At 59.9% G+C, this 26,466-nt stretch carries 22 protein-coding genes and 1 pseudogene; 11 read left to right on the top strand and 12 right to left on the bottom strand.

The window, feature by feature from the left end; translation table 11 throughout:
• The 4 genes and pseudogenes from ACF8SD_RS22600 to tssI (ACF8SD_RS22585) all read right to left on the bottom strand — a co-directional run.
• On the bottom strand, positions 1-2,258 hold a 2,258-nt coding region (locus ACF8SD_RS22600), incomplete at its 3' end, for a DUF6531 domain-containing protein (RefSeq protein WP_392485189.1).
• 6 nt (positions 2,259-2,264) lie between these two features.
• Positions 2,265-2,732: a DcrB-related protein gene (locus tag ACF8SD_RS22595; RefSeq protein ID WP_054914194.1), complete on the bottom strand. Its 468-nt coding sequence runs from the start codon at positions 2,730-2,732 to the stop codon at positions 2,265-2,267.
• Positions 2,733-2,766: 34 nt separating this feature from the next.
• Entirely contained in the window at positions 2,767-3,357 is a 591-nt protein-coding gene (locus tag ACF8SD_RS22590) for a hypothetical protein (protein ID WP_392485188.1), read from the bottom strand.
• A 10-nt stretch (positions 3,358-3,367) separates the two neighbouring features.
• A pseudogene (gene tssI / locus ACF8SD_RS22585) lies at positions 3,368-4,456 on the bottom strand (type VI secretion system tip protein TssI/VgrG); the annotation flags it as partial.
• A gap of 39 nt (positions 4,457-4,495) precedes the next feature.
• Here tssI (ACF8SD_RS22585) and tnpB point away from each other — a divergent pair.
• The gene (gene tnpB, locus ACF8SD_RS22580; protein WP_392485321.1) at positions 4,496-4,900 is read left to right on the top strand and encodes an IS66 family insertion sequence element accessory protein TnpB; all 405 of its coding nucleotides are present in this window, start codon (positions 4,496-4,498) and stop codon (positions 4,898-4,900) included.
• A 19-nt stretch (positions 4,901-4,919) separates the two neighbouring features.
• Positions 4,920-6,455 (top strand): IS66 family transposase, encoded by a 1,536-nt coding sequence (gene tnpC / locus ACF8SD_RS22575; protein WP_392485186.1) that lies wholly within the window; start codon positions 4,920-4,922, stop codon positions 6,453-6,455.
• Between the two features lie 159 nt (positions 6,456-6,614).
• On the opposite strand, the gene ACF8SD_RS22570 is transcribed toward tnpC, so the two are convergent.
• From ACF8SD_RS22570 to ACF8SD_RS22535, 8 genes are all read right to left on the bottom strand, one after another.
• Positions 6,615-6,824: a hypothetical protein gene (locus ACF8SD_RS22570; RefSeq protein ID WP_392485185.1), complete on the bottom strand. Its 210-nt coding sequence runs from the start codon at positions 6,822-6,824 to the stop codon at positions 6,615-6,617.
• A 282-nt stretch (positions 6,825-7,106) separates the two neighbouring features.
• On the bottom strand, positions 7,107-8,090 hold the full coding sequence (locus ACF8SD_RS22565) for an IS5 family transposase (protein ID WP_392485184.1): 984 nt from the start codon (positions 8,088-8,090) through the stop codon (positions 7,107-7,109).
• Between the two features lie 210 nt (positions 8,091-8,300).
• Positions 8,301-8,987: a hypothetical protein gene (locus tag ACF8SD_RS22560; protein WP_218581714.1), complete on the bottom strand. Its 687-nt coding sequence runs from the start codon at positions 8,985-8,987 to the stop codon at positions 8,301-8,303.
• Between the two features lie 6 nt (positions 8,988-8,993).
• Positions 8,994-10,226, bottom strand: a complete 1,233-nt coding sequence (locus ACF8SD_RS22555; protein ID WP_173888969.1) for a PAAR domain-containing protein — start codon at positions 10,224-10,226, stop codon at positions 8,994-8,996.
• A complete protein-coding gene (locus ACF8SD_RS22550; protein ID WP_173888968.1) occupies positions 10,223-10,816 on the bottom strand; it encodes a DcrB-related protein in 594 nt (197 codons plus the stop codon). Before ACF8SD_RS22550 ends, ACF8SD_RS22555 begins: the two co-directional genes overlap by 4 nt.
• Before the next feature lie 21 nt (positions 10,817-10,837).
• On the bottom strand, positions 10,838-12,679 hold the full coding sequence (gene tssI, locus ACF8SD_RS22545) for a type VI secretion system tip protein VgrG (protein ID WP_173888966.1): 1,842 nt from the start codon (positions 12,677-12,679) through the stop codon (positions 10,838-10,840).
• 489 nt (positions 12,680-13,168) lie between these two features.
• On the bottom strand, positions 13,169-14,284 hold the full coding sequence (gene tri1, locus ACF8SD_RS22540; RefSeq protein ID WP_054904733.1) for an ADP-ribosylarginine hydrolase Tri1: 1,116 nt from the start codon (positions 14,282-14,284) through the stop codon (positions 13,169-13,171).
• On the bottom strand, positions 14,281-15,768 hold the full coding sequence (locus ACF8SD_RS22535; RefSeq protein ID WP_054904734.1) for a DUF6861 domain-containing protein: 1,488 nt from the start codon (positions 15,766-15,768) through the stop codon (positions 14,281-14,283). Before ACF8SD_RS22535 ends, tri1 begins: the two co-directional genes overlap by 4 nt.
• A 268-nt stretch (positions 15,769-16,036) precedes the next feature.
• Here ACF8SD_RS22535 and ACF8SD_RS22530 point away from each other — a divergent pair, with 268 nt between their 5' ends.
• From ACF8SD_RS22530 to tssH, 9 genes are all read left to right on the top strand, one after another.
• On the top strand, positions 16,037-16,588 hold the full coding sequence (locus ACF8SD_RS22530; protein WP_173888962.1) for a hypothetical protein: 552 nt from the start codon (positions 16,037-16,039) through the stop codon (positions 16,586-16,588).
• A 27-nt stretch (positions 16,589-16,615) separates the two neighbouring features.
• Complete coding sequence (locus ACF8SD_RS22525) at positions 16,616-17,185, top strand: hypothetical protein (protein ID WP_173888960.1); 570 nt, start codon at positions 16,616-16,618, stop codon at positions 17,183-17,185.
• A gap of 438 nt (positions 17,186-17,623) precedes the next feature.
• Complete coding sequence (locus ACF8SD_RS22520; RefSeq protein WP_392485183.1) at positions 17,624-18,373, top strand: hypothetical protein; 750 nt, start codon at positions 17,624-17,626, stop codon at positions 18,371-18,373.
• A 64-nt stretch (positions 18,374-18,437) separates the two neighbouring features.
• Positions 18,438-18,977 (top strand): type VI secretion system contractile sheath small subunit, encoded by a 540-nt coding sequence (gene tssB / locus ACF8SD_RS22515; protein WP_012272397.1) that lies wholly within the window; start codon positions 18,438-18,440, stop codon positions 18,975-18,977.
• A 14-nt stretch (positions 18,978-18,991) separates the two neighbouring features.
• Positions 18,992-20,494: a type VI secretion system contractile sheath large subunit gene (tssC, locus tag ACF8SD_RS22510; protein WP_009686743.1), complete on the top strand. Its 1,503-nt coding sequence runs from the start codon at positions 18,992-18,994 to the stop codon at positions 20,492-20,494.
• A gap of 26 nt (positions 20,495-20,520) precedes the next feature.
• Entirely contained in the window at positions 20,521-21,003 is a 483-nt protein-coding gene (gene tssE / locus ACF8SD_RS22505) for a type VI secretion system baseplate subunit TssE (RefSeq protein ID WP_009686742.1), read from the top strand.
• Positions 21,003-22,823 carry a type VI secretion system baseplate subunit TssF gene (gene tssF / locus ACF8SD_RS22500; RefSeq protein ID WP_009686741.1) on the top strand — a complete coding sequence of 607 codons (1,821 nt, stop codon included), beginning with the start codon at positions 21,003-21,005 and terminating at the stop codon, positions 22,821-22,823. Before tssE ends, tssF begins: the two co-directional genes overlap by 1 nt.
• Complete coding sequence (gene tssG / locus ACF8SD_RS22495) at positions 22,787-23,857, top strand: type VI secretion system baseplate subunit TssG (protein WP_054912528.1); 1,071 nt, start codon at positions 22,787-22,789, stop codon at positions 23,855-23,857. Before tssF ends, tssG begins: the two co-directional genes overlap by 37 nt.
• Complete coding sequence (gene tssH / locus ACF8SD_RS22490; protein WP_029887850.1) at positions 23,854-26,451, top strand: type VI secretion system ATPase TssH; 2,598 nt, start codon at positions 23,854-23,856, stop codon at positions 26,449-26,451. The genes tssG and tssH overlap by 4 nt, the downstream gene beginning before the upstream one ends.
• The last annotated feature ends 15 nt before the right edge of the window (positions 26,452-26,466 follow it).

The following is a 26,466-nucleotide window of genomic DNA, read 5'->3' as shown; positions in this document are numbered from 1 at the left end:
GTGGCGTTGTTTTCGTTGACCAGCGCGGTCAGGCGAATGGCCTTGTCGTACTCGTAGCGAACCCGCTGGCCCTTGGCATCCTGACGGCTGCTCGGCAGACCACGGGCCGTGCGCATCAGGCGGGTGGTCTGGCCCTTGCCGTCGGTGTGGCTGAGTACCTGGCCGTAGACGTTGTAGGTGAAGGTTTCGGTGGTGCCGTCCGGGTGGCTGATGCGCTGCACTTCGCCATCGGGCTTGCGTTCCAGCGTGGTGGTCTGATTGAGCGCGTCCGTTACCGCGACCAGGTGCTGGCGCTCGTCATAGCGGTACCAGGTGCTCTTGCCCGAGCAGTCCTGATAACGCTCGACTTGGGCCAGGGTGTTCCACCACAGGTACTTGGACTTGTAGGTCGCGTCGATGATGGTGTGCGGCAGGCCGTCATCGCTGTTCAGGTACTCGGTCATCTGGCCGAGGGCATCGATTTCGGCGAGCAGGTTGCCCTTGTCGTCGTAGCGCGCCTGCCAGGTGCTGCCATCCGGGTAGCTGACTTTGGTCACCAGCGTGGTCAGGTGGTGGTACTCGTACTGGATCTTGCGCCCCAGTGGATCGGTTTCTTCCAGCAGGCGGGCGTATTCATCGTACTTGAAGGCGAGCCGGTTGCCGTCTGGCAGGCCCAGGCCGACCATGTTGCCGTGCTCGTCCAGCTCGATGACGTAACGTTCGCCGCCATAATCACGGCTGGCGACCACGCGGTGGTCCGCGTTGTACTGCACTTCCAGCTCGCGGCCGAGCACGTCGGTGGCCCAGCTGGTGCGGCTATCGAGGTCGTAGCGGAAGTGGTAGTGCTCGCCGTCGCTGGTCCAGTGTTCGACCACACGTGGCTTGTCGCCCAGGGTTTGCCAACGGTAGTGGCAGCCCAGCCCCAGCGCGTTGCTGTGGGTCACCATCAGGCCGTCGGCGTAGCTGAAGTTGCGAACGGTGTCGCCGTTGCGGTTGATCACCGCGCTCAGCTGGCCGTGTTCGTCGTAGCGGTACTGTGTAAGCGTTTCCACCGCTTCGTTGTTCACCACACGCTTGATGTCGGTCAGGCGGCCCAGCGGGTGGTCGTAGTGCAGGTGCACGCGCGTGCCGCCGGTGGCGCTGATGTCGGTCAGGGTGCCGTCAGGCGTGCGGGTGAAGTGCAGGAAGTGGCCGAGGACGTTCTCGATACGCTGCAGCGGCACTTCGGTGTTGGTGTCTGGCACTTCACCGAAGTAGAAGAACAGGTTGTCGAGGGTCTGCAGGATGTAGTGGCCGCCCTCGGTGCACACCAGGTACACCTGCTCGTGCGGGTTGTAGATGCGCTGCCCCGGTTGCAGGGTCACGAACGGGACTTCGCGGCCCTGGTTGTCGGTGAGGTAGATGAATGCCCCCTGGCGGCGCAGGCTCTGCTCCCAAGGCAGCACCCAGCCGCGGCCGAGTACGCTGTCGACCGTCAGGTCGCTGGCGTAGAAGCGCGACCACTCGATTGGCATCAGGCCCGGCAGGCTGAAGTCGATTTCATCGGGGATCAGCTTGCGCCCGGTAGTGAGGTCGACCGGGTTGCCGACCAGGCCACCGATGGCTCTGCGCGCCACGGGTTCGACCACATAGCGGCTGGCCACCTCGCCGGCGACGAAGCCGGCCGTGAACTTCAGAGCGCAAGGCATGATGGCTTTCATGCCGGCCTGGGTACCCGCCTTGATCAGCTGGGCGATACCGCCTGCGGCACCGGCGATGGCCATCAGCACATCCACGGTGGTACGCAGCCACTCCGGGACCTCATCGTCAACGGGCAGGTAACGGTAGGTGCCGCCGCCAATGATGACGTTGTCCGAACCACCGGAAATGGTGGCGCCACAGGTCAGCTTGTCGCCCTTGCGCGCGGCGGCGACGCTGTTGATGAAGACGTTGGTCGAGCCTTCGGCAATCTGCACCGGCCCCGGGTGCTTGTCGCAGGCACCGATGCTTTTTTCGACGCGGGCGGCCTTGCGGCTGTTAATGAACACGTTGGGTGAGGCAGTGGTTATCGTCCCTGAGGGGGATGAGAACATACTGCCTATCGCCTCTCCGGCGGCGGTCAGCAAGCTGCCCCCGATGCCGGCTGCGAGGCCGGCCAGCAAGGCCACACCGAACCCGCAGGTGAACGTGGCGATGGCCACCGTGGCCACCAGCGCAATCCCAAGGGCAGCCCCGATCAGGAAGCCCCCAAGCGCGCTGGTGTGCGATATCTCGTCGCCAAACCTGGCCGCTTCGAACATGAGGGGTTACTCCTGTTCGCCGGACTCGGCGCTGGTTTCGGACGGCGCACGCGGGGTGAAGCTGGCCAGCAGGTTGTCCCAGTCCTGGTTCTGCTGGGCACTGAAATCAGCCTGTGCAGTGGTGGAGAAGATCAGGGCACGCCCAGGGCTGATGATGAAGGCGGCCTGGCGCTGGTACAGCGGGCGGCCCTGGTTCATGTAATAGGCGTCGATCTGGATACCGGGAATGGGTGCGGTAACCGAGAGCGTGACAGCCTTGTTACCCATGCGGGTGTAGCCGCGCAGCTTGGAGGTGAGCAGCTTGACCTGGCGATCGACATAGGCCTGCAGCGCTTCGTCCGGCAGCAGGGTGTCACGCGAGATGGTGATGCTCAAGGGTGCTGGGACACTGGCACCCAGGACAAACATGTTGACCGTGCGGTCCTCGAAACCTGCCGGCAGCGCAATGCCGCCTTCCTGTAACTCGTAATCCATGCGATGAAAATTCCTGATAGCGAAAAAATCGAGGTCAGCCCTGCGCGAAGCCATCGAGCATGCGGTCGAACTCTGCCAACCACTGGCTCAGGCCGGGCTTGCTGGGGTCGATCACGCTGGAGATATCCAGCCATTGCAAAGAATCGCTGCCGGCGATGGGCACCAGTGCGCCGACCAGGCGACCGTGCCGAGGCTCGTGGCCGGCATTGAAGTGAAAGTCCACGACCTTGGCCGGGCTCCCAGCCAGGAGGCAGTCACGTTGGCGAATCACGCGCAGTTGCGGGTTCAATTCACGCAAAGCCTCGACTGCGCTCTGGAACAGTTGCTCCAGCGGCTGCCTGGCGAGTGCATCACGGCGGCGGATGCTGAGGCTGACCGGCTCGCCTTCATGTTCGAGGGTGGTCTGGATGTCGCGAAAACGAAAGCCGAGCGGAAACTGCAAGGCGAAACCTGCAAAGGTGAAAGCGCTGGCTACATCCTGCAACACGGCTGGCACCGGTTCCGGTTCGGCTTCCGGTTCCGGCAAAAGCTCGGGCACATGAGCAGGTTCACTGGCCAGCCGCACGGTCTCCTCTTGCGCTGCGCGCCTGGCGGAAATACGGTCGTAGATCGAAGGCTTGTACATGAACCTTGCCTCAGTCGTTGATCCGCACTGCGGCGCCGGTAATCTGGGTGGTGTCGGTACTGGTGGTCACGATGACCTTGCCTTTGATCTCGATGCCTTCCGGGGTCAACGTGATGCTGCTGTCACCCACCTGGAGGATGATGTGCTGCTTGGCAGCCACCTGTATGAACTGGTTGTCGACCTGCAGGGTGTAGGAGCCTTCAGTCACTTGCACCACGGTGTCTTTCTTGACCGTTTCGGTGTGCGTACCGCCAACCGTAATTGTCCGGTTGTTCCCCACATCATGGGTCTCATCCAGCTCGATCTCGGTATCCATGTTGCGCTCGGCATGCATGATGATCTGCTCGGCGCCGGCCTTGTCCTCGAAGCGGAAGAAGTTGGCGGTACCGCCGTCACCCTTCATCGACCGGGTCAGGAAGCCGCTCTGGGTCTTGTTCGCCGGCAGCGCCCAAGGCGGGGTGTTGGTGCTGTTGTACAGGCTGCCCATGATCAGCGGGCGGTCCGGGTTGCCGTCGAGGAACACCACCACCACTTCGTCGCCGACGCGTGGGATCTGGATGCTGCCGAAGCCGCCGCTGGCGCCGGATTGGGCGACCCGCACCCAGCACGAACTGTGGTCGTTGTACTTGCCGTTGCGGTCCCAGTGGAACTGGATCTTCACCCGGCCCAGTTCGTCGGTGAAGATTTCCTCGCCCGGTGGGCCGACGATGATCGCGGTCTGCGGGCCGGCGATGGTCGGCCGGGGTGTGCTCAGCTGCGGGCGGAACGGGATCTTTTTGCGCACGCAGGTGAAGGTGTTGTAGTAGCTGGCCTGCTGGCCGCTGAGGTAGTTGTTGTGGCCCTCGCTTTCCACGCTCATCAGCAGGAACTGGCGGTCTTCGACGGCGCCCTGGTCATGGCTGTAGTGCTGCAACAGCTCGAAGGTGTAGCCGGGCTTCATGGCGCGGCAGTTACTGGCGCCTTCGAACTTCTTGCCGCGCAGCTCCAGCGCCTCGATACGCAGGCGCAGCAGGGTTTCGCCTTCGTCGTAGGTGCCGTGGGTGTACTGGCCGGGGAAGTCGTAGATCTCGAAGTTTTCCACGTCGCCTTGCTTGTTCAGTATCCGCTCCATGAACCCCACATTCCAAGCAGATAACTGATGCCCGATGCTGCGCTCCCGAATTTCTTCTGGAGCCCGTCCACCATGATGCGACCCGACAGCAAAGTCGAAAAGGTGTACCTCTATCCCAAGCCCGTGGACTTCCGTAAGTCCATCGACGGCCTCACCGCGCTGGTCGAGTTGGATATCAAAGTCGCCGTGTTCGACCCCGTGCTCTTCGTTTTCCTCAACAAGGCCCGTAACCGCATCAAGGTCTTGTATTGGGAGCGCAATGGCTTCTGCCTCTGGCTCAAGCGCCTGGAAGCCGAGCGCTTCAAGACATCGCCTGAGCCCAGCGACGAAGCCATTGTCCTGACCGTCCAAGAACTCAATTGGTTACTCGATGGCTTCGACCTTTGGCGCAACCGTCCCCATCAAGTTTTAACGCCACGCTACGTCGCCTGAACCCGGTATAATCCGGGCCATGATTTCAGTGCCCGATGACCTTCCTGATGACCCTGTTGCGCTCAAGCAATTGCTTGCGCAGCTTCTGGCTGAGCGCACGGTTGATAAAGACCACATTGTCGACCTGAAAGAGCAAATCAAGTTATGGCGTGACCGTTTCTTTGGCCGCAAGTCCGAGCAAACCGTTGACCCCCATACGCCGCAACTGGCCATGTTCGACGAAGTGGAAAATGAACCTCTGCTGGTAGTGGTCGACGACGCGGATGAAGAAGTCGTTGCCCCGGTCAGCCATCGTGGCAAGCGCAAGCCGCTTTCGGCTGATCTGCCGCGTATCGAAGTCATCCATGAGTTGCCCGAGCACGAACTGACTTGCGCTTGCGGTTGCCGCAAGCATGTCATCGGCGAGGAAACCAGCGAGCAGCTCGATATCGTGCCGATGCAGATCCGCGTACTCAAACACGTGCGCAAGGTCTATGGCTGCCGTGGCTGCGAAACCGCGCCGGTCACCGCTGACAAGCCCGCCCAGTTGATCGAAAAAAGCATGGCCAGCCCCAGTGTGCTGGCCATGCTGCTGACTACTAAGTACGTCGATGGCTTGCCGCTACACAGGTTTGAAAGTGTGCTGTCGCGCCACGGCATCGAGATTCCTCGACAAATCCTGGCCCGCTGGGTGATCCAGTGCAGCGAACATTTCCAGCCGTTGTTGAACCTGATGCGTGACCGGCTGCTGGAAAGTCCGGTGATCCACTGCGACGAAACGCGAGTACAGGTGTTGAAAGAGCCAGACCGCGACCCGACCAGCCAATCCTGGATGTGGGTGCAGGCCAGTGGCCCGCCTGATCGACAAGTCGTGCTGTTCGATTACACCACCAGCCGTGCGCAGGAGGTGCCGTTACGTCTGCTGGAAGGCTACCGAGGCTACGTGATGACCGACGATTACGCCGGTTATAACGCCTTGGCGTTGCAACCTGGTGTCGAGCGGCTGGCGTGCATGGTTCACGCGCGCCGCAAGTTCGTCGATGCGCAGAAAGTGCAGCCCAAGGGTAAGACGGGCCGCGCCGATGTGGCGCTGATGATGATCAACAAGCTTTACGGCATCGAACGCGACCTCAAGGAGGCCAGCGACGAACAGCGGTTCATCGGTCGCCAGGAAAGAAGCTTACCTATCCTCGGCCAGTTGAAGAGCTGGCTGGACAAGACGTACTCCCAGGTTACACCGCAAAGTGTGCTGGGCAAGGCCGTGCATTACCTGGCGAACAACTGGAGCCGGTTGGAGCGCTATGTGGAGGCTGGGCATTTGCCGATCGACAACAACCTGGCGGAGCGTGCGATAAAGCCGTTTGTGATCGGGCGCAAGGCCTGGTTATTCAGTGACACCCCCAAGGGCGCCACGGCCAGTGCGCAGATCTACAGCTTGGTCGAGACCGCCAAGGTCAACGGCCAGGAGCCTTATACGTGGCTGCGCCACGTACTTGAGCGCCTGCCGTATGCAGCGTCGGTGACCGACTACGAAGCCCTGCTGCCGTGGAACTGCTCGCCAGAGATGCCACGGTAACCTGATGCCCCATCGTGTGATAGGTGGGGTTCATGGATCGCACTCGACTTTTTCGACTTTGCTGTCGGGGCGCATCATGGCGGGCGGGCTCCAGAAAGAAATCGGGAGCGCAGCATCGGGCATCGGGTGGACGCTTGGAATGTGGGGTTGATGGATCCCTTACGAACTGCTCGCCGGAGATGCCACGGTAACTGCGACTTCCTCTACTCGGTAGGTGGAGTTCATGGATCGCTTACGCTCGAACAGCGTGCTGCGCTCGGGACGTTCACCACACTCACCATAGTCGACTTCGTCCAGGCGAATCAAGTGACCGCCAGCGCGGTAGCAGAAGCGCAGGATCAGGTTGTCGACCCGTGCTACCTCACTCAAGCGGTCCGATACGCATAGACATACTGCTACTGGTTGACTTCCGTCCTAATTTTTCAAAAAGTTGAAAGTCGCCACATGCGCTGCCCCTTAAATAGCCAATAAGAGAGTTAGCATAATTAATTTCGAGCTTAGTGCAGTCCTCAAGACTAGACCATACCAAACCTAAGGATTCTCCGAACAAGTTGCCCATCAGCCGGAAATGGACGGCTTGGGCATGCCGAAAAGCCCGATTTTCAGCCGCTGATTATTGGATAACCAAGGCAAAGCCTTGATTATCTGCCCTTACGGGCGCACCTTTCCCACGGGAGTTAATAGCTGCCGGCGCGCCATCCACAGATCCGACAGAGCAAACAGCGTGGTCAGTTGCGCCGTGTTCTTGACCAGGCCACGGAAGCGGGTTTTCACATAACCGATTTGGCGCTTGATTACGCGAAATGGATGTTCGACCTTCACTCGCGTCTGCGCTTTGACCTTCTCGATCTTGCGTCTGGCTTTGTAGAGCACGCTGCGTTTGCTCAAGTGTTTATAGGTGCTGCGACGAGCCGCAATCTGCCAGATCACCGGCCTTCCTCCATGCTCCGGCCGCTTCTCCACGCCGATATAACCCGCGTCGGCACAGATAACATTTTCTTCGCCATGCAACAGGTGAGCGACCTCCGTTACATCAGCCACATTCGCCGCTGTGCCGTGGACGTGGTGCACCAGACCCCACTCGGCATCTGCACCGATATGCACCTTCATGCCGAAGAAATACTGATTACCTTTCTTCGTCTGATGCATTTCAGGATCGCGCTTGCCTTCCTTGTTCTTAGTCGAACTGGGTGCGTGGATGATCGTGGCGTCGACGATGGTGCCCTGGCGCAACGACAGGCCCTTGTCTCGCAGGTAATTGTTGATGGTTTCCAGAATGCCCGCCGCCAACTGATGCTTCTCCAGCAGGTGCCGGAAATTCATGATCGTTGTGTCTTCGGGGATCGGAGCGCTGAGCGTCAGACGAGCAAACTGGCGCATCGAAGTAATCTCGAACAGCGCCTCTTCCGTGGCTGGATCGCTCAACGAGAACCAGTTCTGCAGCAGGTGAATGCGCAGCATGGTTTCCAGTGGATACGGCTTGCGGCCACCGCCAGCCCTTGGGTCGTGAGGCTCGATCAACGTTACCAACCCGCTCCACGGAACCACCTGCTCCATCTCGGCCAGGAAACGCTCGCGACGGGTTTGCTTGCGCTTACCGGCGTACTCGAAATCGGAAAAGCTCATCTGACTCATGGGATGGCGGGCTTGTAGAGGGCGGTTGGACGGAGGGCTATTTCAGCACAGGTCAGATGGCGTGTGCTGACTTGATCGGAGAATCCCTAGCCGGGAGATACTCTTCGAATCATCACCAGGCCTGAGAGTTTCGCACAAAGCCAATTCCCTTGGACGCGCCTGCTTACGGCAGGCACTGCCTGTATTCAATTTTCTCGCAAAAAACCAAACCTAACAATACTCGTTAGAATCTGAGTTCTCCAAAAAAATTGACATCCATGAGTCCATCACACTCCACAAATCGACTCCATGAGTGGGACTGTCTGGCTTTTCATGCCACCAGATAAAAGCTTCGCCTTTGAATGGGCCATCACCCAAAGCCAAATAATCACCAGCCCCACTAGAAAATACCCCTAACATATCAGGAAGCGTCGGATAATCTTCGTCGCACAAATCCTTGATTGGAACAAAATCTTCCACTCTAGATGGCCCCATAGTACAACCAATATAAAACCCAAACCCATTATGCAATTTTGAATAAAACTGCCTGAAGCTCGCAGGAAGGCTGGGATAACTATCGAGATCTGACCCTTCAACGCCTAGCGGAGCCCCCCCCATATAGAAATACAAATCACCACTCTCGCCATATACATACATGAGATACGGCCTATCACTCACTGCCAAGACAGTTCCTAACACACATTTGTCGAGCCAATCGCTTACCCAAGGCAAAAACTCAGAAAAATCAGCCCACTCCGCAGGAACATGTTTTTTTTCACTATTTAGAAAACCAAAACCAAGCCACTGCTTGGGTAAGTCTACTTCAAGAGGAATATCGTCAGCTGAAAAATACACATCATAACCCTTCAGCTCGCTTATAATACGCAGCTTTAAAGAATCAGACCAAGTCATATTCATACCACCTCAATACCCCAAAAGCAAACCATTGATATATTGCTGTAATTCCGGCTCCAATTTAGCGGCCTTTTCTATCATGGCAGAACGAAACGCCGGATCAACAGGAATACCACCTTTCTTATACAGCTCCCACTCAGCGAAAGATTTTGCTCCTTTTGAAGTATTTGCTACTTCACTCAACCCTTGGAAGTTCGGCTCGTAGTTTAGCACCTTTACCTGATCCTCGAAAGCCAATCGGGAGAAGCCATCCATTTCTGTAATTTTCTTCATGGGCACAATGTGATCCGCATGGAGAGGCTTCGTAACCTCAAGCCCGGGAAGCGCGGGGTCTTTCATGGGAAGAGTAACATCTTGATTCACAGCCTTTCTAATTGCAGCACTGGGAGTCTTACTCCTTAGCTCACCATATAGCTCTGGTGAAATTTTATCAGATTTCGGAGGGAGAACCGGTTTTTTTATCAGCTTGACGTTACCAAGGTTCGAGCCAAATCCCTGAGACTTAAACTCATATCGCGCATCGAAAGCTTTACCACCTTTAGCACCAATACCGCCCCCCAGTAGAGCACCACCAAATGCCAGCAGTTTCTGACCATCAGAACCTTCACCAAAAAGCTCGCCGCCAGCCCAATGCCCAGCCATTCCGCCAGCAATACCACCTGCCAACCCTGCCATCACCAACACTGGACTTGCCAGTACAAAAGCACTAGCCAGCCCCAACGCCATCACCGAACGCTCAAGCCAAATAGGAACTTCCGGGTCAATTGCATCAGTCGTCGCTGTCCCCCCTCCCACACACACATTAGGGGAGCCAGCACTTATTTTTGCATCACAAACTGTCCGGTCACCGACTCGAGCCGCAGGCTGACCATTGATATAAACCGAGTCACTACCCTGGGCTAATGTCTTAGCCCCCCCTGGATGATCCGAACACTCGGCATTATCCAGATGAGCCCTCGCAGCAGGCTTACCATTTATATAAACGTTACTTGAGCCTGATCGTATGCGTCCTGTTTCACTACAAGCGAAAGATAGGCTACCAATCAGTTGACCGATTCCAGCGCCGGTAGCTGCTCCCGCGCCAACCATCGCGGCTAGCGCTACAGCCCCAAGCCCGCCGGTCCCGATAACGGCAATACCTATGAGTACCGCGCCTGCTCCAATTGCTAAGCCAGCAAGCAATCCACCTAAAGCGCTGGAGTGCTCAATTGGATCATCTAATCTCGCAGCAGCCGCCGTCATGCTGATTCGGCCTGTTCAGCATCCCCCTCGTTCGCGGGCAGATAGCGCAGTTGAAGACTTTCAACCAACGAATCGAAAGCACTACGCTCCTCCGCCGTCATGCCTTTGGGACTGTTGCTCGTGCCGGTAATTTGCATGAGCAAAGGCCGCATGTACTCATCCTGATGCAGAAAAATCAGCTGTACTTGATGAACAGGTTGGCCTTGTTGTCGCCAACGAAACTCGACACGTCGGGCCTCCAATCCAGCTACCTCTACCGGGGCAACCGGCTCGATCCACTGAACATGGGATAACGTCTTTTTCAACTCACCAAGCAGTTGTTGCGCAAGCGTCTCCAAGTCCGCATCCGGCTCCACTGACGAACGCCCCACGACGAACGAGAACGGGCTAGGTCCAATGTCCGTCAGCGTAAAGACGTGAAACGTCTTGTCTTTTAAATTTTCTGGACGAATGAAACTCAATTCATTTGTAAGAAAACGCTCTGGTTGAGGGGGCTCTGCATTGCGAACCTCTTCTTCTAGACGCTCACGCTCAAGGGGCTCTTCGCGTTCGCGCCGTTCAGATAATCTGTCGTAGATATTTCTACGCATGGGACTCGTCCTTGTCGCTTATCAAGACTTGTTCAAATTGATTATTTTGCTGCCTGCAACGTCCACGGAGATGCCTGATAGCGTGATCGTGCCATCCGATTTCATTTCCAGCTTGCTGCTTCCGACCTCCAACGTGATGGAAGTTGCAGCCTTAATTTTCACTGCCCCTTGATCAACCGTCACAAAATACGAACCCTCCTCCACCGCAATACTGGTTTCCAGCTTGATCGTTTCGGAATGTTTGCCTTCGACATTGATCGTTCGATTCCCGCCCACCTTGAGACTGTCATCTGCCTCAACCTCAGTATCCAGATTGCGCTCGGCGTGCATGATGATCTGCTCAGCACCAGCCTTGTCTTCGAAGCGGAAGAAGTTGGCATTCGACCCTTTGCCCTTCATCGACCGGGTCAGGAACCCACTCTGGGTCTTGTTCGCCGGCAGCGCCCAAGGCGGGGTGTTGGTGCTGTTGTACAGGCTGCCCATGATCAGCGGGCGGTCCGGGTTGCCGTCGAGGAACACCACCACCACTTCGTCGCCGACGCGTGGGATCTGGATGCTGCCGAAGCCGCCGCTGGCGCCGGATTGGGCTACGCGTACCCAGCACGAACTGTGGTCGTTGTACTTGCCGTTGCGGTCCCAGTGGAACTGGATCTTCACCCGGCCCAGTTCGTCGGTGAAGATCTCCTCCCCCGGCGGGCCGACGATAATCGCAGTTTGCGGGCCGGCAATGGTCGGCTTGGGCGTGCTCAGCTGCGGGCGGAACGGGATCTTCTTGCGCACACAACTGAAGGTGTTGAAGTAGCTGGCCTGCTGGCCGGTAAGGTAGTTGTTGTGCCCTTCGCTTTCCACGCTCATCAGCAGGAACTGGCGGTCTTCTACTGGCCCTTGGTCGTGGATGTAGTGCTGCAGCAGTTCGAAGGTGTAGCCCGGCTTCATGGCCCGGCAGTTGCTGGCGCCTTCAAACTTTTTGCCGCGCAGCTCCAGCGCCTCTATTCGCAGGCGCAGCAAGGTTTCGCCTTCGTCGTAGGTGCCGTGGGTGTACTGGCCTGGAAAGTCGTAGATTTCGAAGGTTTCCACGTCGCCTTGCTTGTTCACGCTGTTCATCGCCACCGGCAGGCGGTTGCTTGGCTGGCGGTAGTCGAAGGTCTGCGTGGCCATCTTGCCGGACTGCAGCTGGCGGTTGCCGCTCCACTGGGTGATGGAGTCGGCGGTCTCAGTGACTGAGGCGCTGTGGAAGCGGATTTGCGGTTGCTCGGGAATGTCCACCAGCGTGCTGGAGTCATCGCAGATGATCATCGTGTGGCCTTCGGCAGTGTGCTCGAAGTAGTAGAACATCCCCTCTTCCTCCAGCAGGCGCTGGACGAAGTTGAAGTCGGTCTCGCGGTACTGGGTGATGTAGGTGTAGCGCTTCTGCGGCCGGGTCAGGCGGAACTCGTGACGGGAGAACGCCGGGCACAGGGCGAACACTTCGGTGACCACTTCCTCGACGGTGTTGCCCTGGAAGATCCGCGTGTCGAAGCGGTTCTTGAGCATCGAGAACCACGGGTTGAGGGTGGCGGTGTAGCGCGCCATGCCACCGTCGCTGCCGATGCTGGCAAAGCGCGTGAGGTAACCGGTGATATAGCGCGGGCCGCCTTCGGCCAGCTCGATCTCGATGCTGACGTGCTGGCCCATCATCGACTTCAGCGGCACGCCAGAATCTTCGCAGACCAGCAGCAGTTCGTAGTTGAATGCCCGCGACAAAGCCTCGACGCCCTTGAAGGTTTCCAGCAGCAGTTCCTGCTCGGGGTTGGCGAGGTTGTGGAACTTGAACAGGCGGCGGTTCTGCGGCGACAGCAGCGCGGAGGCCAGGTCCATGATCATGCGAAATCTCCTTGAAAACACGGCCAGCACGCGCTTGCGATGCTCAGCGACAACTCTGTTCATGCGGGGTACGAGGCGCACGCTTCGCGCGTGCGCGTCCCGCGGGTTCATGCGACCGCAAGCACCCGAAAAAGTGCCTTGTCGCGTTGCCATGAACGTGACACTGGTCACATTCGGGCGGGTCAGCGGCCAGAAAGGCCCAAAGAAAACACCGTCAAAAGCTACCCTGTCAACTTGCTGCAAGCCGCGAAAACCGTGGCTCACATGCAATCAAGGCAATGCCATATAGCCATCATTCAGGCAATTTGCTCCATCACCTGCACACCTGCTGTGTCGCGTGAAGCTCCCGCGTGCGCGGCTTTGCGCGGTTCTCAGCGGGGCCAGCGCCAAGCGCTCTGTCAATCGTGCTCCGCAACTGTTGCAGCCATCGCAACCGCCACAAAAAAATGTATCGATTCGTGGCGCAGTTCACATTTGCTCCCCGTACCTTCAACGCTGGCCGTAAAGCAACGCATCCAGTTCATCCACTTGCGGTGCCAGCTCGAACAACTTCCCTGCCAGCGCCTGGATATGTTCCGACCAGGCAACCTTCGCCACCCACTCCGGGGGCATGCCAGAGACGCCGTACAGCGCCCCCGCCAGTTGGCCGGCAGTGGCCGCGACGCTGTCGGCATCATCGGCAAGGTTGGCAGCCAGCAGAATCGCGTCCTTGAAGTTGTCGGTGTTCCAAACTGCCCACAGCGCAGCTTCCAGGGTGTCGATCACATAACCGGAAGAGCGAATCTGGTCGCGGGACTTTTGCTTGTATTCGCCAGCGTTGATGATCATCGGGCGGGGGCGCAACGAACGCACGGCAGGTGCCAGGGTTTCTTCCTTATCGGCGCCATTGAGTGCCAGATGCAGTTGAGCGGCCAACAACTGGCAGCTGTTCACTGCCTCGTCGGCGTTGTGCGTCACGCTGCTCTGGGTGACGCTTTCCCACCAGCTCGCGGACAACGAATGCCGGCGATAGATCGCCGTAGGTGCGAGGCGGATGATCGATCCATTGCCTGCACTGGACGGGTCGTAGTTGCCTTGCCAGGTGATGCCTTCGCGCAGCCAGCCTTCGAGCGCGTTGCGCGTGGCATTGCCAATATCGAAGCAACGGCCATTGGCACTGTTTTCACCCTTGCGGTACCAGCGCACGAGAGCATTCGCATAGGTGGCGTAATCGAACTTGCCCTGGCTCACATAGGTATCTGCCAGGCACAGCGCCATGCTGGTGTCATCGGTCCACTCGCCCGCAGTGAGCTTGAAGGGGCCACCGCCGACCATGTCGCTCACCTGTTCCCGGTCACGCGGCAGGAACTCGAGCGTGGTGCCGACCGCATCGCCAATGGCCAGCCCTAGCAGCGCGCCTTTGGCACGGTCCAGCGCCTGCTCTGGCGTCAAGGTGCAGGCCCTGGACTGCAGCCATTGGGGTTTGACTGCGGGCGCCGCCGGCGCATCCGGCTGCAAGGTGTAGTCCATCCGCTGTTGCAACGGCCGGGAGGGTTCCGGTGACAGGTGCGCATAACGCTGCACGTAATCGGCCAGCAATGCGTTCGAGCTTCTTAGATCGATCATGGGATTTCTTTGAGAATGAATTGGGTAAAGGCGCCATTGTCGACCCTGTCGACAACATCGAAGCGCGTGCCAGGCGCAAACAATACCTCAGCTTCCCTGTGGCCCGAGAGAAAGCTGATATCTCTGCCAGTGATGCCCTGCACCGTCATCTTCACATTGCCGTTGAAAGCAAGGGCCGAGTCTGCAGATGTGCTCATGAACGCCGCATCACTGGTTGGCAGGCCGACCTGCATCCTCGACAGGACATCGGACGGCAATGTGGTGCCGCGGAAGGTGTCACCTAAAGCGTAGGACGGCAGTTTGGCCAGACCGTCGTTCGCATGCGCGACGAAAGCCTCCATCTGCGGGCTGAACGGGGTTTGCCCGCGCAGTGCCGGGTTGATCCACTGATAGCCCTCGTTAGTGGTGTAACCATGCAGCGCGCCGATCTGGTCGTCGGTCAGCAATGCAGAGCGTTTGGGGTCGGTGAAGTCGGCAATACGCCTGCCCGTTGATATCCAGCGGTCTGCGGTCTGATTGCCCACGGCATCGCGCAAGGACATGACCGGCGGCTTAGCCACGGGTTTGGCTGCAGGTGCTGGTTCAGGGCGACGAACCGGCTCTGGCAGCTCAGGTTTCTTGAGGGGCGTCGGGTCTTTGACCTGCAGGTCTGGATGGGCCAGCAGCTTGGCTTCGTTCTTGGCCAGCCAGGCGCCAAACTGCTTGTTGGCGATATCGGCCTGCAGCTTGGCACTGCGGCTGGCGATGTTCTCCATGCTGCCCATGATGCCGGCTTTCATCTGCCCACGCAGCAGGTAGGTGACGATGCCCACCAGCAGTAGCAGCACCAGTTGCTCCTGGCCGCGAGCCAGTTGCCGGGCGGCACGCTCGGTGCGCTCCTGGATCACCGCCGCCGAGCCTCCGGTCGGGTCCAGCCCGGCGGGCTTGACACCTTCTTCGGCATTCCAGGCGGTGGCGATGCCTTCCTGGAGCGTACTCAGGCAAGCCGGCAAACCCTTGATGAAATACTCGGCAATGGCCGAAAGCCCCAACGCCAGGAGGATCAGGTTGCCGACTTCCAGGCCGATGCCCGCCCCCGCCACCGCACCCGGAGCTGCGCCAAAACCAAAGGCCAAGGCGCCGATCGCGCCGCCTGCGGCAGAGCCCACGGCGATGCTGCCACCGAGAATCATCGACACTTCCTTCACCAGTTGCAGCAGCACTGGCAGGATCTGTTCGATACCGATGGAGGCCCACTTGCGCTTGAGGTCTTCCTGGAAGATCGGATACGACATCGCCAGCGCCTGCTGCACGTTGTCGATGCGGTGCCCCCCCATGTAGCCATAGGCCTGGCTGGCGCCATCGCTGACGCGTCGACTAAAGCCGTCCCAACTGTCGTGGGCGCTCTGCAACCCGTGGCGGATGCTCTGGTTCGCCGCGCTGAACTTCTGGTCGAGGTTGCGCTCGATGTCACTCCAGCTGGGGACGTTGGCTAAAAGGTCCATTTTCTACATCACAGTCCGTTGAAAATTGGCGCGCCTGCCTTGTACCTCGGCAAGCACGGTGGAGGCCGCCAGTGGAGCAACTGATAGCGCATGGCCGCTACGCAGATGTGTGACCACCGTTCGTGAAATAAATTTCCCGGCGGCAGCATTTTCCTCAGGGAATCGCACGGCGGCAATGATGGCAAATAGTCAGCACCGCTTTGATGCCATTGCCCCTCCCTCACGAAAACAGGCACCCTGTCGCCCAGCACGGAATGCTGAGGCATGCATGAAAAACCATCCCGAACTGCACGTCAGGTCCCCGGTCCTTTTCAGGTTCACGGCCATAGGCCTGTGCCTGTTCATGTTAGCCATGGGCACATTTGCAGCCTACATCCTATGGGTGGATATCGTGCCACTCTATGGCCGCCTTTACCGAAATGCGCCCGTCGTGGAAACGTCGCTCAAAGGCTTTTTCATGATTGGCTTCATTCCCCTGACACCCTGCCTGATCGTCGCCTGCACGATCGCCGCATGGACCGGTCGCAAATTCGACCCACCTGGAAAATCCTGGCTATATCGATTCCAGACGCGCTCACTACAACTGACAGTCCTGCTGATGGTTATCGTCGCCCCGGCAATGATCGCACTGACGATCGCCACGCTTTCGGCGCAAGGCTACTGGTCGTGCCCCAAGCTGCGCATTTCAGGTTCTGGCTGGCAAATGTTCTGGGTGAACGATGAGCGCGTGTGCTTCAAGCCGGACTTCTACATCAACGACCACTGGCCATGCAAAACGATCGGCAGGAAGGACATCTGCATTCAGGTGGATGGCCGCTAGATGCATGTCTCGAAGGCGCAACCCAGCATGAAATTCAATGACACCTACACCAGCCAAGCGCACCGTTTTTCGCTTGGGATAGAACTGGCTTCATGGCAGTTCTACCTGTCGATCCCGGTCAGCAACGCCCTGGTCGATTACGAAGAGTATTACCGCATCGACCAGGCCCGGTACACGGCCTGGCTACAGGATCCATCAGCAGCGCTGCCCATGGTCGTTCGATGCCGCCGCCGCGAACTGGACCATGCCCTGATGATGCAACCTGGCACCCAGCGCGGCACAGCTGAGCCGTGCACTTGGGATCTGACGGAAATCTCCGCGGTACTGGCGCGTGCAGCAACCTTGCTGCTGCGCGATGGCGGTTACTCAAGCTGGGCCAACACGCTCCTGGGCTACCACTCACGGCTGCACAGCGACCCCGAACAGGTTCGCTTGAGCGTGTTCGCAATGCCCTGCGGGATGGGCACGCTCAGCGTTGCCGTCCTGTACGAAAACGGCACGCTGTCGGTCGAGGCCACTGATGAATTACACGCCTTGCTCGGGTGGTTACGGGAGTGGGCAATCGAGGGTCGCATGGTGGGCGCAAAGCCGCTCTGACAACCCTCACGAAACCGCTTCGGCACGCCATATTCCGTCGCATTGCCATCATTGAAACGCGCCGCGACGGAAGTCGAATGCCAATGGCATGACGCAAAAAAATGAGACCCGCTTCACTTTTTGAAAAAAACTTTTTACGGCAATTTTTACCGTTCTCTTAGCACTTCAGCCCCCTGACTTTAGGGGTAAAACCCCCATTTCCCGCACTCGAAACCCATCGTCAATGGCATGGCGCCATCATTGCGCGGCATCACAAAACAGGGAAAAAATCGCGCCCCTCGCCGGAACTTCTTCCGCAGCGGGGTGCCCTACTCGGCATTGCTGGCAACACGATATTCATGTGCCAGCACTCAAATTGCCGCAGCCGAGAGGCGCGATTTTCAGGTCCTCGCCATTGGCGTTTCAGGACGATCAAGCAGGCTCATGGACGATGTACCGATGACACAGACTTTTGATGTCGAAGCACTGATCAAGCTGCGTAGCCAGACGCGGGCGATCTCCGATGCGCTGAAGGCGCAGGCGGCGGATTACCTTGCCACCGTGGCACCGCTGATCCGTCCGCAAAGCCTCTTTGGCGAATACATGCAGGGCGCCCAGCGCAGCAGCGGGCGCGAAACCCAAGGGCATTTCCAGGCGCTTATCGAACTCTACGAGCGCATTGGTGCCGCTGCCCCGTTCCAGCTGGTCAGCGAGCTGGAAGTGCCACTGAACCTGCTCAGCACCACCCCCGAACTGTTCCCGCTCGAATACGACAAGGCCCTCGAGCAGAGCGGCCAGGTCATCCGCATCACCAGCCCCACGCGCTGGGTGGTGGGCTTCCACGCCTTCGACCTGGCGCAGTTTCGCAACGTCATCAAAGACCCCAACCGCAGCAGCGCCGAGCTGTACCGCTTCGTGGTGCACTACCTGGTGCTGTTCTACTGCCTCAGCAAGTCCCCGGGCCTGGGCCGGCTGTTCGAAGGCCTGCGCTACGGGCTGAGCTTCGAGCGCCTCAAGGGTTTTGGCGACTTGCCTTTCTGCGTCATCCGCGCGCCGGTGCGTTCGGAACTTCCGGACGATTCGGTCATCCGTAGCAGCACGCAGATTGCCGGCAACACCAGCTTCGAAGAGCTGGTGGGCCGCGACAACATTCTGGAAATGAACGACGAGATCCGTCAGCGCCTGCTGCGGACGATCGAAGGACTGTAACGCGCAGGGCCCGGATACGGGCGGCGCAATGATTCGCAGCGAACTGCTTGCACTGGAGAATACGATGGCGAAGAAGGAAAGCACCCAGCACAAACTCGACCGCGTCCGCGCGCCCCGGGTCCATATCACCTACGACGTGGACATCGGCGATGCCATCGAGAAAAAGGAGCTGCCCTTCGTCGTCGGCGTACTGGGCGACTTCTCCGGCAACCCGCTGGAGCCATTGCCCAAGCTCAAAGACCGCAAGTTCGTCTTCATCGACCGCGACAACTTCAACGGCGTGCTCAAGGGCATCAAGCCACGCCTGACCTACCGCGTCGACAACACCCTGGCCAAGAACGGCACCCAGCTGGGCGTCGAGCTGAACTTCAACAGCCTCGAAGACTTCGAGCCGCAAAACGTGGTGAAGCAGGTTGAACCGCTGCGCAAGCTGCTGGAAGTGCGCAATAAGCTGGCAGACCTGCGCAACAAGATGGGCGGCAACGACAAGCTCGAAGAGCTGCTGATGGACGTACTGCAAAACACCGAGAAGCTCAAGACATTGGGCAAGGAATTCGGCCGTGAGGCTGAAGTGAAAGACCCATCCAGCAGCGACCGCGCCTGAGCAGGAGCCCGAACATGACTGACAAGCAAACCGCACCGCAACAGGCCGGCGACCTGGTCGAGGTAGAAAGCTTCGCCCCACAGGCCTCGCTGCTCGACAGCATCATCTCGCAAAGCCGCGTGGCCCGCTCCGACACCGAGCGCAATCGCACCCGCGACCTGATCGGCGAACTGGTGAACCAGGTGCTCGAGGGTGAGATGACCCCGAGCAAGGACCTGATCGCCGTGCTCGACTCACGTATCGCCGAGATCGATTCGATGCTCTCCGAGCAGATGAACGAGATCATGCACGCCAGCGAATTCCAGCAGCTGGAAGCCTCCTGGCGCGGCCTGAAATACCAGGTAGACCAGACCGAGACCAGCACCACGCTGAAAATCCACCTGCTCAATGCCTCGAAGAAGGACCTGGTGCGCGACCTGAAGGCCGCCAGCGAATTCGACCAGAGCGCACTGTTCAAGAAAGTCTACGAAGAAGAGTACGGCACCTTCGGTGGCGCGCCTTTCGGCATGTTGATCGGTGACTACGAGTTCAACCGCAACCCCGAAGACATGTACCTGCTGGAGGAGATCTCGCACGTGGCCGCGGCGGCCCATGCACCGTTCATTTCGGCTGCCTCCCCCGAGCTGTTCGGCTGGGACTCGTTCACCGAAATGTCCGGCCCGCGTGACCTGGCGAAGATCTTCGACACCGTCGAGTATGCCAAGTGGAAGTCATTCCGCGCCTCGGAAGATTCCCGCTACGTCGGCCTGACCCTGCCGCATGTGCTCGGTCGCCTGCCGTATGGCCCCGATACCACCCCGGTGGAAGAATTCAACTTTGTCGAAAGCGTCGACGGCCGCGACCACAACAAGTACCTGTGGATGAACGCTGCGTACGCCCTGGGCACCCGCGTTACCGATGCCTTCGCCCGCTACGGCTGGTGCGTGGCCATCCGCGGCGTGGAAGGTGGCGGGCTGGTCGAAGGCCTGCCGACTCATACCTTCAAGACCGACGATGGCGAAATTGCCCTCAAGTGCCCGACCGAAATCGCCATTACCGACCGCCGTGAAAAAGAGCTGTCGGACCTCGGCTTCATTCCCCTGGTGCACTGCAAGGGCACTGACTATGCCGCATTCTTCGGCACCCAGTCGGCGCAAAAGCAGAAGCAGTACAACACCGACATCGCCAACGCCAACGCACGCCTGTCGGCCCAACTGCAGTACATCTTCGCCACGTCGCGCATCGCCCATTACATGAAGGCGATCATGCGCGACAAAATCGGCAGCTTCGCCTCGCGCATGGACGTGGAGCGCTTCCTCAACCAGTGGCTGGCCAGCTACGTGCTGCTCGACGATACCGCCAGCCAGGAAGCCAAGGCCAAGTTCCCGCTGCGCGAAGCCCGCGCCGAGGTTTTCGAAGTGCCCGGCAAGCCAGGGGTGTACAAAGCCGTGACCTACCTGCGCCCGCACTACCAGCTGGACGAACTGACCGCTTCGCTGCGCCTGGTGGCCGAGTTGCCGCAGGGCGCCCGCGGCTGATCAGCCGCTGTGTACAGGGATGACACATGAGTAACCAAGCCCGGCTGCTGCCCTCGCTGCTCGACCGCCTGCTGGACGACCGCCCTCACCAGTCGGCCGAGCCGGCCGCGCAGCGTACCTGCTCACTGGCCGAATACAAGGCCAGCATCGTGCGCGACCTTGAAGTGCTGGTTAACACGCGCCAGTCGCTGGTCGCCGAAGAGCTGGAGGGCTTCAGTCAGCTTGAGGGCTCCATCCTTGAATACGGCATGCCTGACTTCATCAGCCGCAGCGTACTCGACCCGCACGATCGCCGCCTGATCCAGCAGCAGCTGGAGCGGGCGATCAGCACCGGCGACCGGCGTTTTCGCCGGGTGCGGGTTCAGCTGTTGGCCCAGCAGAACGGCCACCGCATGTTGACCTTCCGGGTAGACGCTGTATTGCGTCTGCAGGATATCAGCCGCCAGGTGTCATTCGACGCCGTGCTGCAGGTCAACACCCAGGAATACAAAGTACAGAACCTCAACTGATGCTCGACGAACTGCTGCCCTACTACGAAAAGGAACTGTCGCACCTGCGCTTCCTCGGCCAGGAGTTTGCCGCGCAGTACCCGAAAATTGCTTCGCGGCTACTGATCGAGGGCGACAACTGCGAAGACCCGCATACCGAGCGCCTGATCGAGGCGTTTTCGTTCCTTTCCGCGCGGGTGCATAAAAAACTCGATGACGAGTTTCCGGAAATCGTCGAGTCCTTCCTTGAGGTGCTGTACCCGCACTACCTGCGCCCAACTCCGTCGATGTCGATCGCCGAGCTGAGCCTGGGCAAGCACGAGAAGGTGACCGAAGCCTACCGCGTGGCGCGCCATACCGAGATGCATGCCAACGCCGTTGAGGGCGTGGTGTGTAAATTCCGCACTTGCTACCCGGTTGAGTTATGGCCGATTGCGGTGCAGAAGGCCACGTTCGCCGAAATGGAGCGCTCCGCTTTCAACGGCCACAGCGCCGACCTGGTCGCCCGCCTGAGCATCGACCTGGCCGCCACCGGCGACGCCCTGTTCGGGCAAATGCAAATCGACCGCCTGCGCTTCTTCCTCGACGGTGAAGCAACGCTGATGCTGCATTTGTACGAGCTGCTGTTCAACAACCTCGCCAAGGCGACCCTGAGCTTCCACGACCAAGGCCGCAGGCGCGAAATCGTGCTGCCAGCAGGTGCCCTGAGCGCTGTAGGTTATGGGCGTGACGAAGGCCTGGTGGACTATTCCGAACGCTCGTTCCTGGGCTACCGGCTGTTGCACGAGTATTTCACCTTCCCAGACAAGTTCATGTTCTTCGACCTCGGCGGGTTCGCCCGCCCTCTGAATGGTCAGGCCGTGGAACAGGTACAGGTCAATTTCTATTTCAGCGACTACGACCTGGGCGACCGCCTGGCGCGGCTGAGCCAGAACATCGGGCGCAACAACTTCAAGCTCAACTGCACGCCAATCATCAACTTGTTCCGGCAACAGGCCGAGCCGATCAAGCTTACCCATACGCGGCACGAATACCCGGTCACCCCCGACACCCGCCTGCACAATGCCGCAGAAGTGGTGTCGATCGATCGGGTACGGCGCGTGCGCAAACTGGGTGGCATCGACCAGGTCGCCACCTGCCAGGCATTCTTCGAGCCGCGTGGCGAGCAAGACCCGCACACCAGCTTCTGGATCGCCCGCCGGCGCAACCAAGGCGATGCCACAGCGATGAGCATCCGCGTGGTCGACCGCGACCTGGAGCTGATAGACGCCAGCAGCGATACCCTCAGCATCAGCCTTACCTGCAGCAACCGCGATGTGCCGCTGATGCTGCCTTTCGGTGGTGAACGCGGTGATTTCAACATCCCGGCCAACTCGGTGATCAAGGACATCCGCTGCCTGCGCAAGCCCACCGCCACCATGCGTGTGCCACTGGGCAAAGGCCTTATCTGGCGGCTTATTGCGCACCTGTCGCTCAACCACCTGTCGCTGGTAAGCCAGGGCCGCGAAGTACTGCTCGAGTTGCTGTCGCTCTACAACTACCGCAACGTCTCGGCCATTCGTAAACAAATCAACGGCATCAAGGCTATCGCCAGCGAACCGGTGGTTGCGCGTATCGGCCACCCGCGGCCGAACTTCGTGCGCGGTGTGGGTATCACCCTGACGCTGGACGAAAGCCAGTTCACCGGCAGCGGTGTGTTCCTGTTCGGCATGGTGCTGGACCATTTCTTCGGCCAGTACTGTTCGATGAACAGCTTCACCCAACTGACGCTGCGTACCCAACAACGAGAAAAGAGAGTCGTCCAATGGCCAGCACGCACTGGCGATCAGCCCCTGGTCTGATCGATCAGGCCCGAGCCGAGCCGCACCGATTCGAATTTTTTCAATTGGTGCGCCTGCTTCGCCTGCACTACAGCCGCACCGGGCGCATGGACCTGGCAACGCGCCCGCACGAAGACCCGCTACGTTTTCGCACCCAGCTGTCCCTGGCGTTCCCGGCGAGCGAAGTCAGCGACTTGCATTTCGAACGCGAGGGCAAGGTTTCGCCGGCCGGCCGGCCGTTGTCGGAGGTCCAGGTGACCTTCATGGGTCTGGTAGGGCCGTCTGGTGTGCTGCCACGCCCGTACACCGAGCTGCTGTTGGAGCGGCACGTACAGTATCGCGACGATGCTGCGCATGCGTTCCTCGACATGTTTTCGCACCGCATGACCACGCTGTTCTACGAAGCCTGGCAAAAGTACAAGTTTCATATCGAACACGAGCGCAACGGCACATCGCGCTTCGACAGCTACCTGCTCAACATGGTGGGGTTCGGGCCCATGGCCCAGCGCCTCAAGTTCGAGCAGCAGCCCACGGCGCTGCGCCGCGAGCTGTTCAGCTACTTTGCCGGCCTGCTCAGCCAGAAGCCGCGCAACGCCCTGAACCTGGAGCGCATGCTCGGCTTCTACTTCGCGCTGCCGATCAAAGTCCGCCAGTTCGCCGGGCGCTGGCTGCGCCTGCAGCCGGAACAATGTACTCAGCTGGGGCGGCGCAATGCCCAGCTGGGCCACAGTGCCGTGGCCGGTAACCGGGTCTGGGACTACCAGTCGTGCATCCGCATCGAGCTCGGCCCGCTTGGCCTGGCCGATTACCAACGGTTCCAGCCCGGCACCGCGTGCTACCGCAAGCTGGTCGAGCTGGTGCGCTTCTACCTGGGTGCCGAGCTGGATTTCGAAATCGCCCCGCGGCTCAAGCCCGAGGCTGTACCACCCGCCCAGCTCGGTCGCACAGGCAACCTTGCCCTGGGCTGGCTGGGCTGGCTCAAACGCCCTGGCCGTGACGCGGAGCCATCGCGTTGCGCCGTCTTCCACATTCCTTACGATGGGGTCGCCTTGTGAACCTGAAGTCTTTGTTCGCCAAGCTCAACGAAACCAGCCGCACGGCGACAGAAAGCGCTGCAGCCCTGTGCCTCTCGGAGCAACACTACGACGTGGAAGTCGAGCACCTGCTGTTGCAGCTGCTCGATGCCGGCGACACTGACCTGGCGCCAATCCTGCGCCACTACGATGTGGTCGCCGAGCGCCTGCAGGCGCAACTGGTAACGGCCCTGGGCACATTCAAGAAAGGCAACACCCGCACCCCGGCGCTGTCGCCACATATCACCCGCATGATCGAACAGGCCTGGCTGCTGGCATCGATCGAGTACGGCGTCGCGCAAGTACGCAGTGCCCATCTGCTGCAAGCCCTGCTGGACGATGCCGAACTGCATCGCGTAGTGGTCGCCTCGGCCCCTGAGCTGGAGAAGATCAACCCAGACGACCTTCGCCTGAACCTTGCCGCCCTGGTCGAGGGCAGCGCCGAATCGCGCCACGCCAGCGCCTTGGCTGGCCCAGCGGCACCGGCCCCTGCCACGGGCAAGGCTGGCGGCAAGACCCCGGCGCTGGACCAATACACGGTCAACCTTACCCAAAGTGCCCGCGAAGGCCGCATCGACCCCGTGCTTGGGCGCGAATTCGAGGTGCGGCAGATGGTCGACATTCTCACGCGCCGCCGGCAGAACAACCCGATCCTCACCGGTGAGGCCGGGGTTGGCAAAACAGCCGTAGTCGAAGGTCTGGCCCTGCGCATTGCCCAAGGCGACGTGCCGGCCGTGCTCAAGGATGTGGCACTGCATACCCTCGACCTGGGGTTGCTGCAGGCGGGCGCCGGGGTCAAAGGTGAGTTCGAGAACCGCCTCAAGGCAGTGATCGAAGAGGTCAAGCGCAGCCTGCACCCGATCATCCTGTTCATCGATGAAGCCCACACCCTGATCGGCTCCGGTGGCCAGGCGGGGCAAAATGACGCCGCCAACCTGCTCAAGCCTGCGCTGGCACGTGGCGAGCTGCGCACCATCGCCGCCACCACCTGGGCCGAGTACAAGAAGTACTTCGAAAAGGACGCAGCCCTCGCCCGCCGCTTCCAGGTGGTCAAGGTGGAAGAGCCGGATGAAGACAAAGCCATCCACATGCTGCGCGGCCTGCTGGGCAAAATGCGCGAACACCACAAGGTGGCGGTCATGGACGAAGCGCTGGTGCAGGCAGTGCGCCTGTCCAACCGCTACATCACCGGCCGCCAGCTGCCAGACAAAGCTGTCAGCGTGCTCGACACCGCCTGCGCACGCATCGCCCTGGCGCAAACCTCGCAGCCTGGCGCACTGGAAGACTGCCGTCGGCAGATCGACAACCTGCAAGCCGAAATCAGCGTGCTGGGCGACGAAGCCGGCAAAGGCCACGATCATGCCCGCCGCCTCGGCGAACTGCAGGCTGCCTTGCAAGCCGCGCAGTTGCAGGAACAGCAACTGAACACCCAGTGGCAACAGGAACTGGCACTGGTCGAACAGCTCAAGGCCCTGAGCGCCGCCAGTGAAGCCGACCCCGCGCAGCTCAATGCCCTGCGCAGCGAACTGGCCCGGGTGCAAGGCGACCAGCCACTGGTGCATGCCTTGGTCGACAGCGGCGCCATCGCCCAGGTCATCAGCGGCTGGACCGGTATCCCGCTGGGCAAGATGCTGCGCGACGAGATCGATACCGTTCAGCGCTTGCCTGAACTGCTGAGCCAGCGCGTATTGGGCCAGGACCATGCCCTGCATGAAATCGGCAAACGCATCAAGATTTCCCGTGCGCGCATGGAAGACCCGAACAAACCGATCGGCGTATTCCTGCTGCTTGGCCCCAGCGGCGTCGGCAAGACCGAAACCGCCCTGGCCCTTGCCGACACCCTGTATGGCGGTGAACGCAACCTGATCACCATCAACATGTCCGAGTACCAGGAAGCGCATACGGTATCCAGCCTCAAAGGCTCACCACCGGGCTATGTCGGCTACGGCGAAGGCGGCGTGCTGACAGAGGCGGTGCGCCGCAAACCGTACAGCGTGGTACTGCTGGACGAGGTGGAAAAGGCTCACCCCGATGTACTTGAACTGTTCTTCCAGGTGTTCGACAAAGGGGTGCTGGACGACGGTGAAGGCCGCGAGATCAATTTCCGCAACACGGTGATCATCCTTACCTCCAACACCGGCACCGAGCACATTATGCACACCTGCCTGAATGCCGAGCAGCAGCCCACCCCCGCAGCCATCATCGAGGGCCTGCGCGGTGAGCTGAACCAGGTATTCAAGCCAGCTTTCCTTGGCCGCCTGAGCATCGTGCCGTTCTACCCGGTGCAGGACCAGGTGCTGGAGCGCATCGTCGCGCTCAAGCTCGAGCGCATCGCCAAGCGCTTCGCGCGCAACCACCAGGCCGAACTGAGCTACGAACCGGCGTTGGTGAAGGCCATCGCCGCACGCTGCACCGAAGTCGATAGCGGTGCGCGCAACATCGACAACATTCTGTCCCAGACCCTGATGCCAGAGCTCGCACAGCGCGTGCTAGAGCGCATGGCCCAGGGCACGCCCATCGAGCGCCTGGTCATCGAGCTGGGCAGCGATGGCGATTTCGCCTATCGCCTGGCCTGACCCGCACCCGGAGGT

This window comes from Pseudomonas sp. CJQ_9 (assembly GCF_043106615.1).
Lineage (GTDB): Bacteria > Pseudomonadota > Gammaproteobacteria > Pseudomonadales > Pseudomonadaceae > Aquipseudomonas > Aquipseudomonas juntendi.
Note: the sequence above shows the minus strand (reverse complement) of the source record. Positions and strands in the feature narration are given on the sequence as shown.

Excerpts from the sequence above, each read along its gene's own strand:
- ACF8SD_RS22595 (WP_054914194.1), bottom strand. The coding sequence starts at position 2,732 with ATGGATTACGAGTTACAGGAAGGCGGCATTGCGCTGCCGGCAGGTTTC.
- ACF8SD_RS22590 (WP_392485188.1), bottom strand. The coding sequence starts at position 3,357 with ATGTACAAGCCTTCGATCTACGACCGTATTTCCGCCAGGCGCGCAGCG.
- tnpB (WP_392485321.1), top strand. The coding sequence starts at position 4,496 with ATGCCCGATGCTGCGCTCCCGAATTTCTTCTGGAGCCCGTCCACCATG.
- tnpC (WP_392485186.1), top strand. The coding sequence starts at position 4,920 with ATGATTTCAGTGCCCGATGACCTTCCTGATGACCCTGTTGCGCTCAAG.
- ACF8SD_RS22565 (WP_392485184.1), bottom strand. The coding sequence starts at position 8,090 with ATGAGTCAGATGAGCTTTTCCGATTTCGAGTACGCCGGTAAGCGCAAG.
- ACF8SD_RS22560 (WP_218581714.1), bottom strand. The coding sequence starts at position 8,987 with ATGAATATGACTTGGTCTGATTCTTTAAAGCTGCGTATTATAAGCGAG.
- ACF8SD_RS22555 (WP_173888969.1), bottom strand. The coding sequence starts at position 10,226 with ATGACGGCGGCTGCTGCGAGATTAGATGATCCAATTGAGCACTCCAGC.
- ACF8SD_RS22550 (WP_173888968.1), bottom strand. The coding sequence starts at position 10,816 with ATGCGTAGAAATATCTACGACAGATTATCTGAACGGCGCGAACGCGAA.
- tssI (WP_173888966.1), bottom strand. The coding sequence starts at position 12,679 with ATGATCATGGACCTGGCCTCCGCGCTGCTGTCGCCGCAGAACCGCCGC.
- tri1 (WP_054904733.1), bottom strand. The coding sequence starts at position 14,284 with ATGATCGATCTAAGAAGCTCGAACGCATTGCTGGCCGATTACGTGCAG.
- ACF8SD_RS22535 (WP_054904734.1), bottom strand. The coding sequence starts at position 15,768 with ATGGACCTTTTAGCCAACGTCCCCAGCTGGAGTGACATCGAGCGCAAC.
- ACF8SD_RS22530 (WP_173888962.1), top strand. The coding sequence starts at position 16,037 with ATGAAAAACCATCCCGAACTGCACGTCAGGTCCCCGGTCCTTTTCAGG.
- ACF8SD_RS22525 (WP_173888960.1), top strand. The coding sequence starts at position 16,616 with ATGAAATTCAATGACACCTACACCAGCCAAGCGCACCGTTTTTCGCTT.
- ACF8SD_RS22520 (WP_392485183.1), top strand. The coding sequence starts at position 17,624 with ATGACACAGACTTTTGATGTCGAAGCACTGATCAAGCTGCGTAGCCAG.
- tssB (WP_012272397.1), top strand. The coding sequence starts at position 18,438 with ATGGCGAAGAAGGAAAGCACCCAGCACAAACTCGACCGCGTCCGCGCG.
- tssC (WP_009686743.1), top strand. The coding sequence starts at position 18,992 with ATGACTGACAAGCAAACCGCACCGCAACAGGCCGGCGACCTGGTCGAG.
- tssE (WP_009686742.1), top strand. The coding sequence starts at position 20,521 with ATGAGTAACCAAGCCCGGCTGCTGCCCTCGCTGCTCGACCGCCTGCTG.
- tssF (WP_009686741.1), top strand. The coding sequence starts at position 21,003 with ATGCTCGACGAACTGCTGCCCTACTACGAAAAGGAACTGTCGCACCTG.
- tssG (WP_054912528.1), top strand. The coding sequence starts at position 22,787 with ATGGCCAGCACGCACTGGCGATCAGCCCCTGGTCTGATCGATCAGGCC.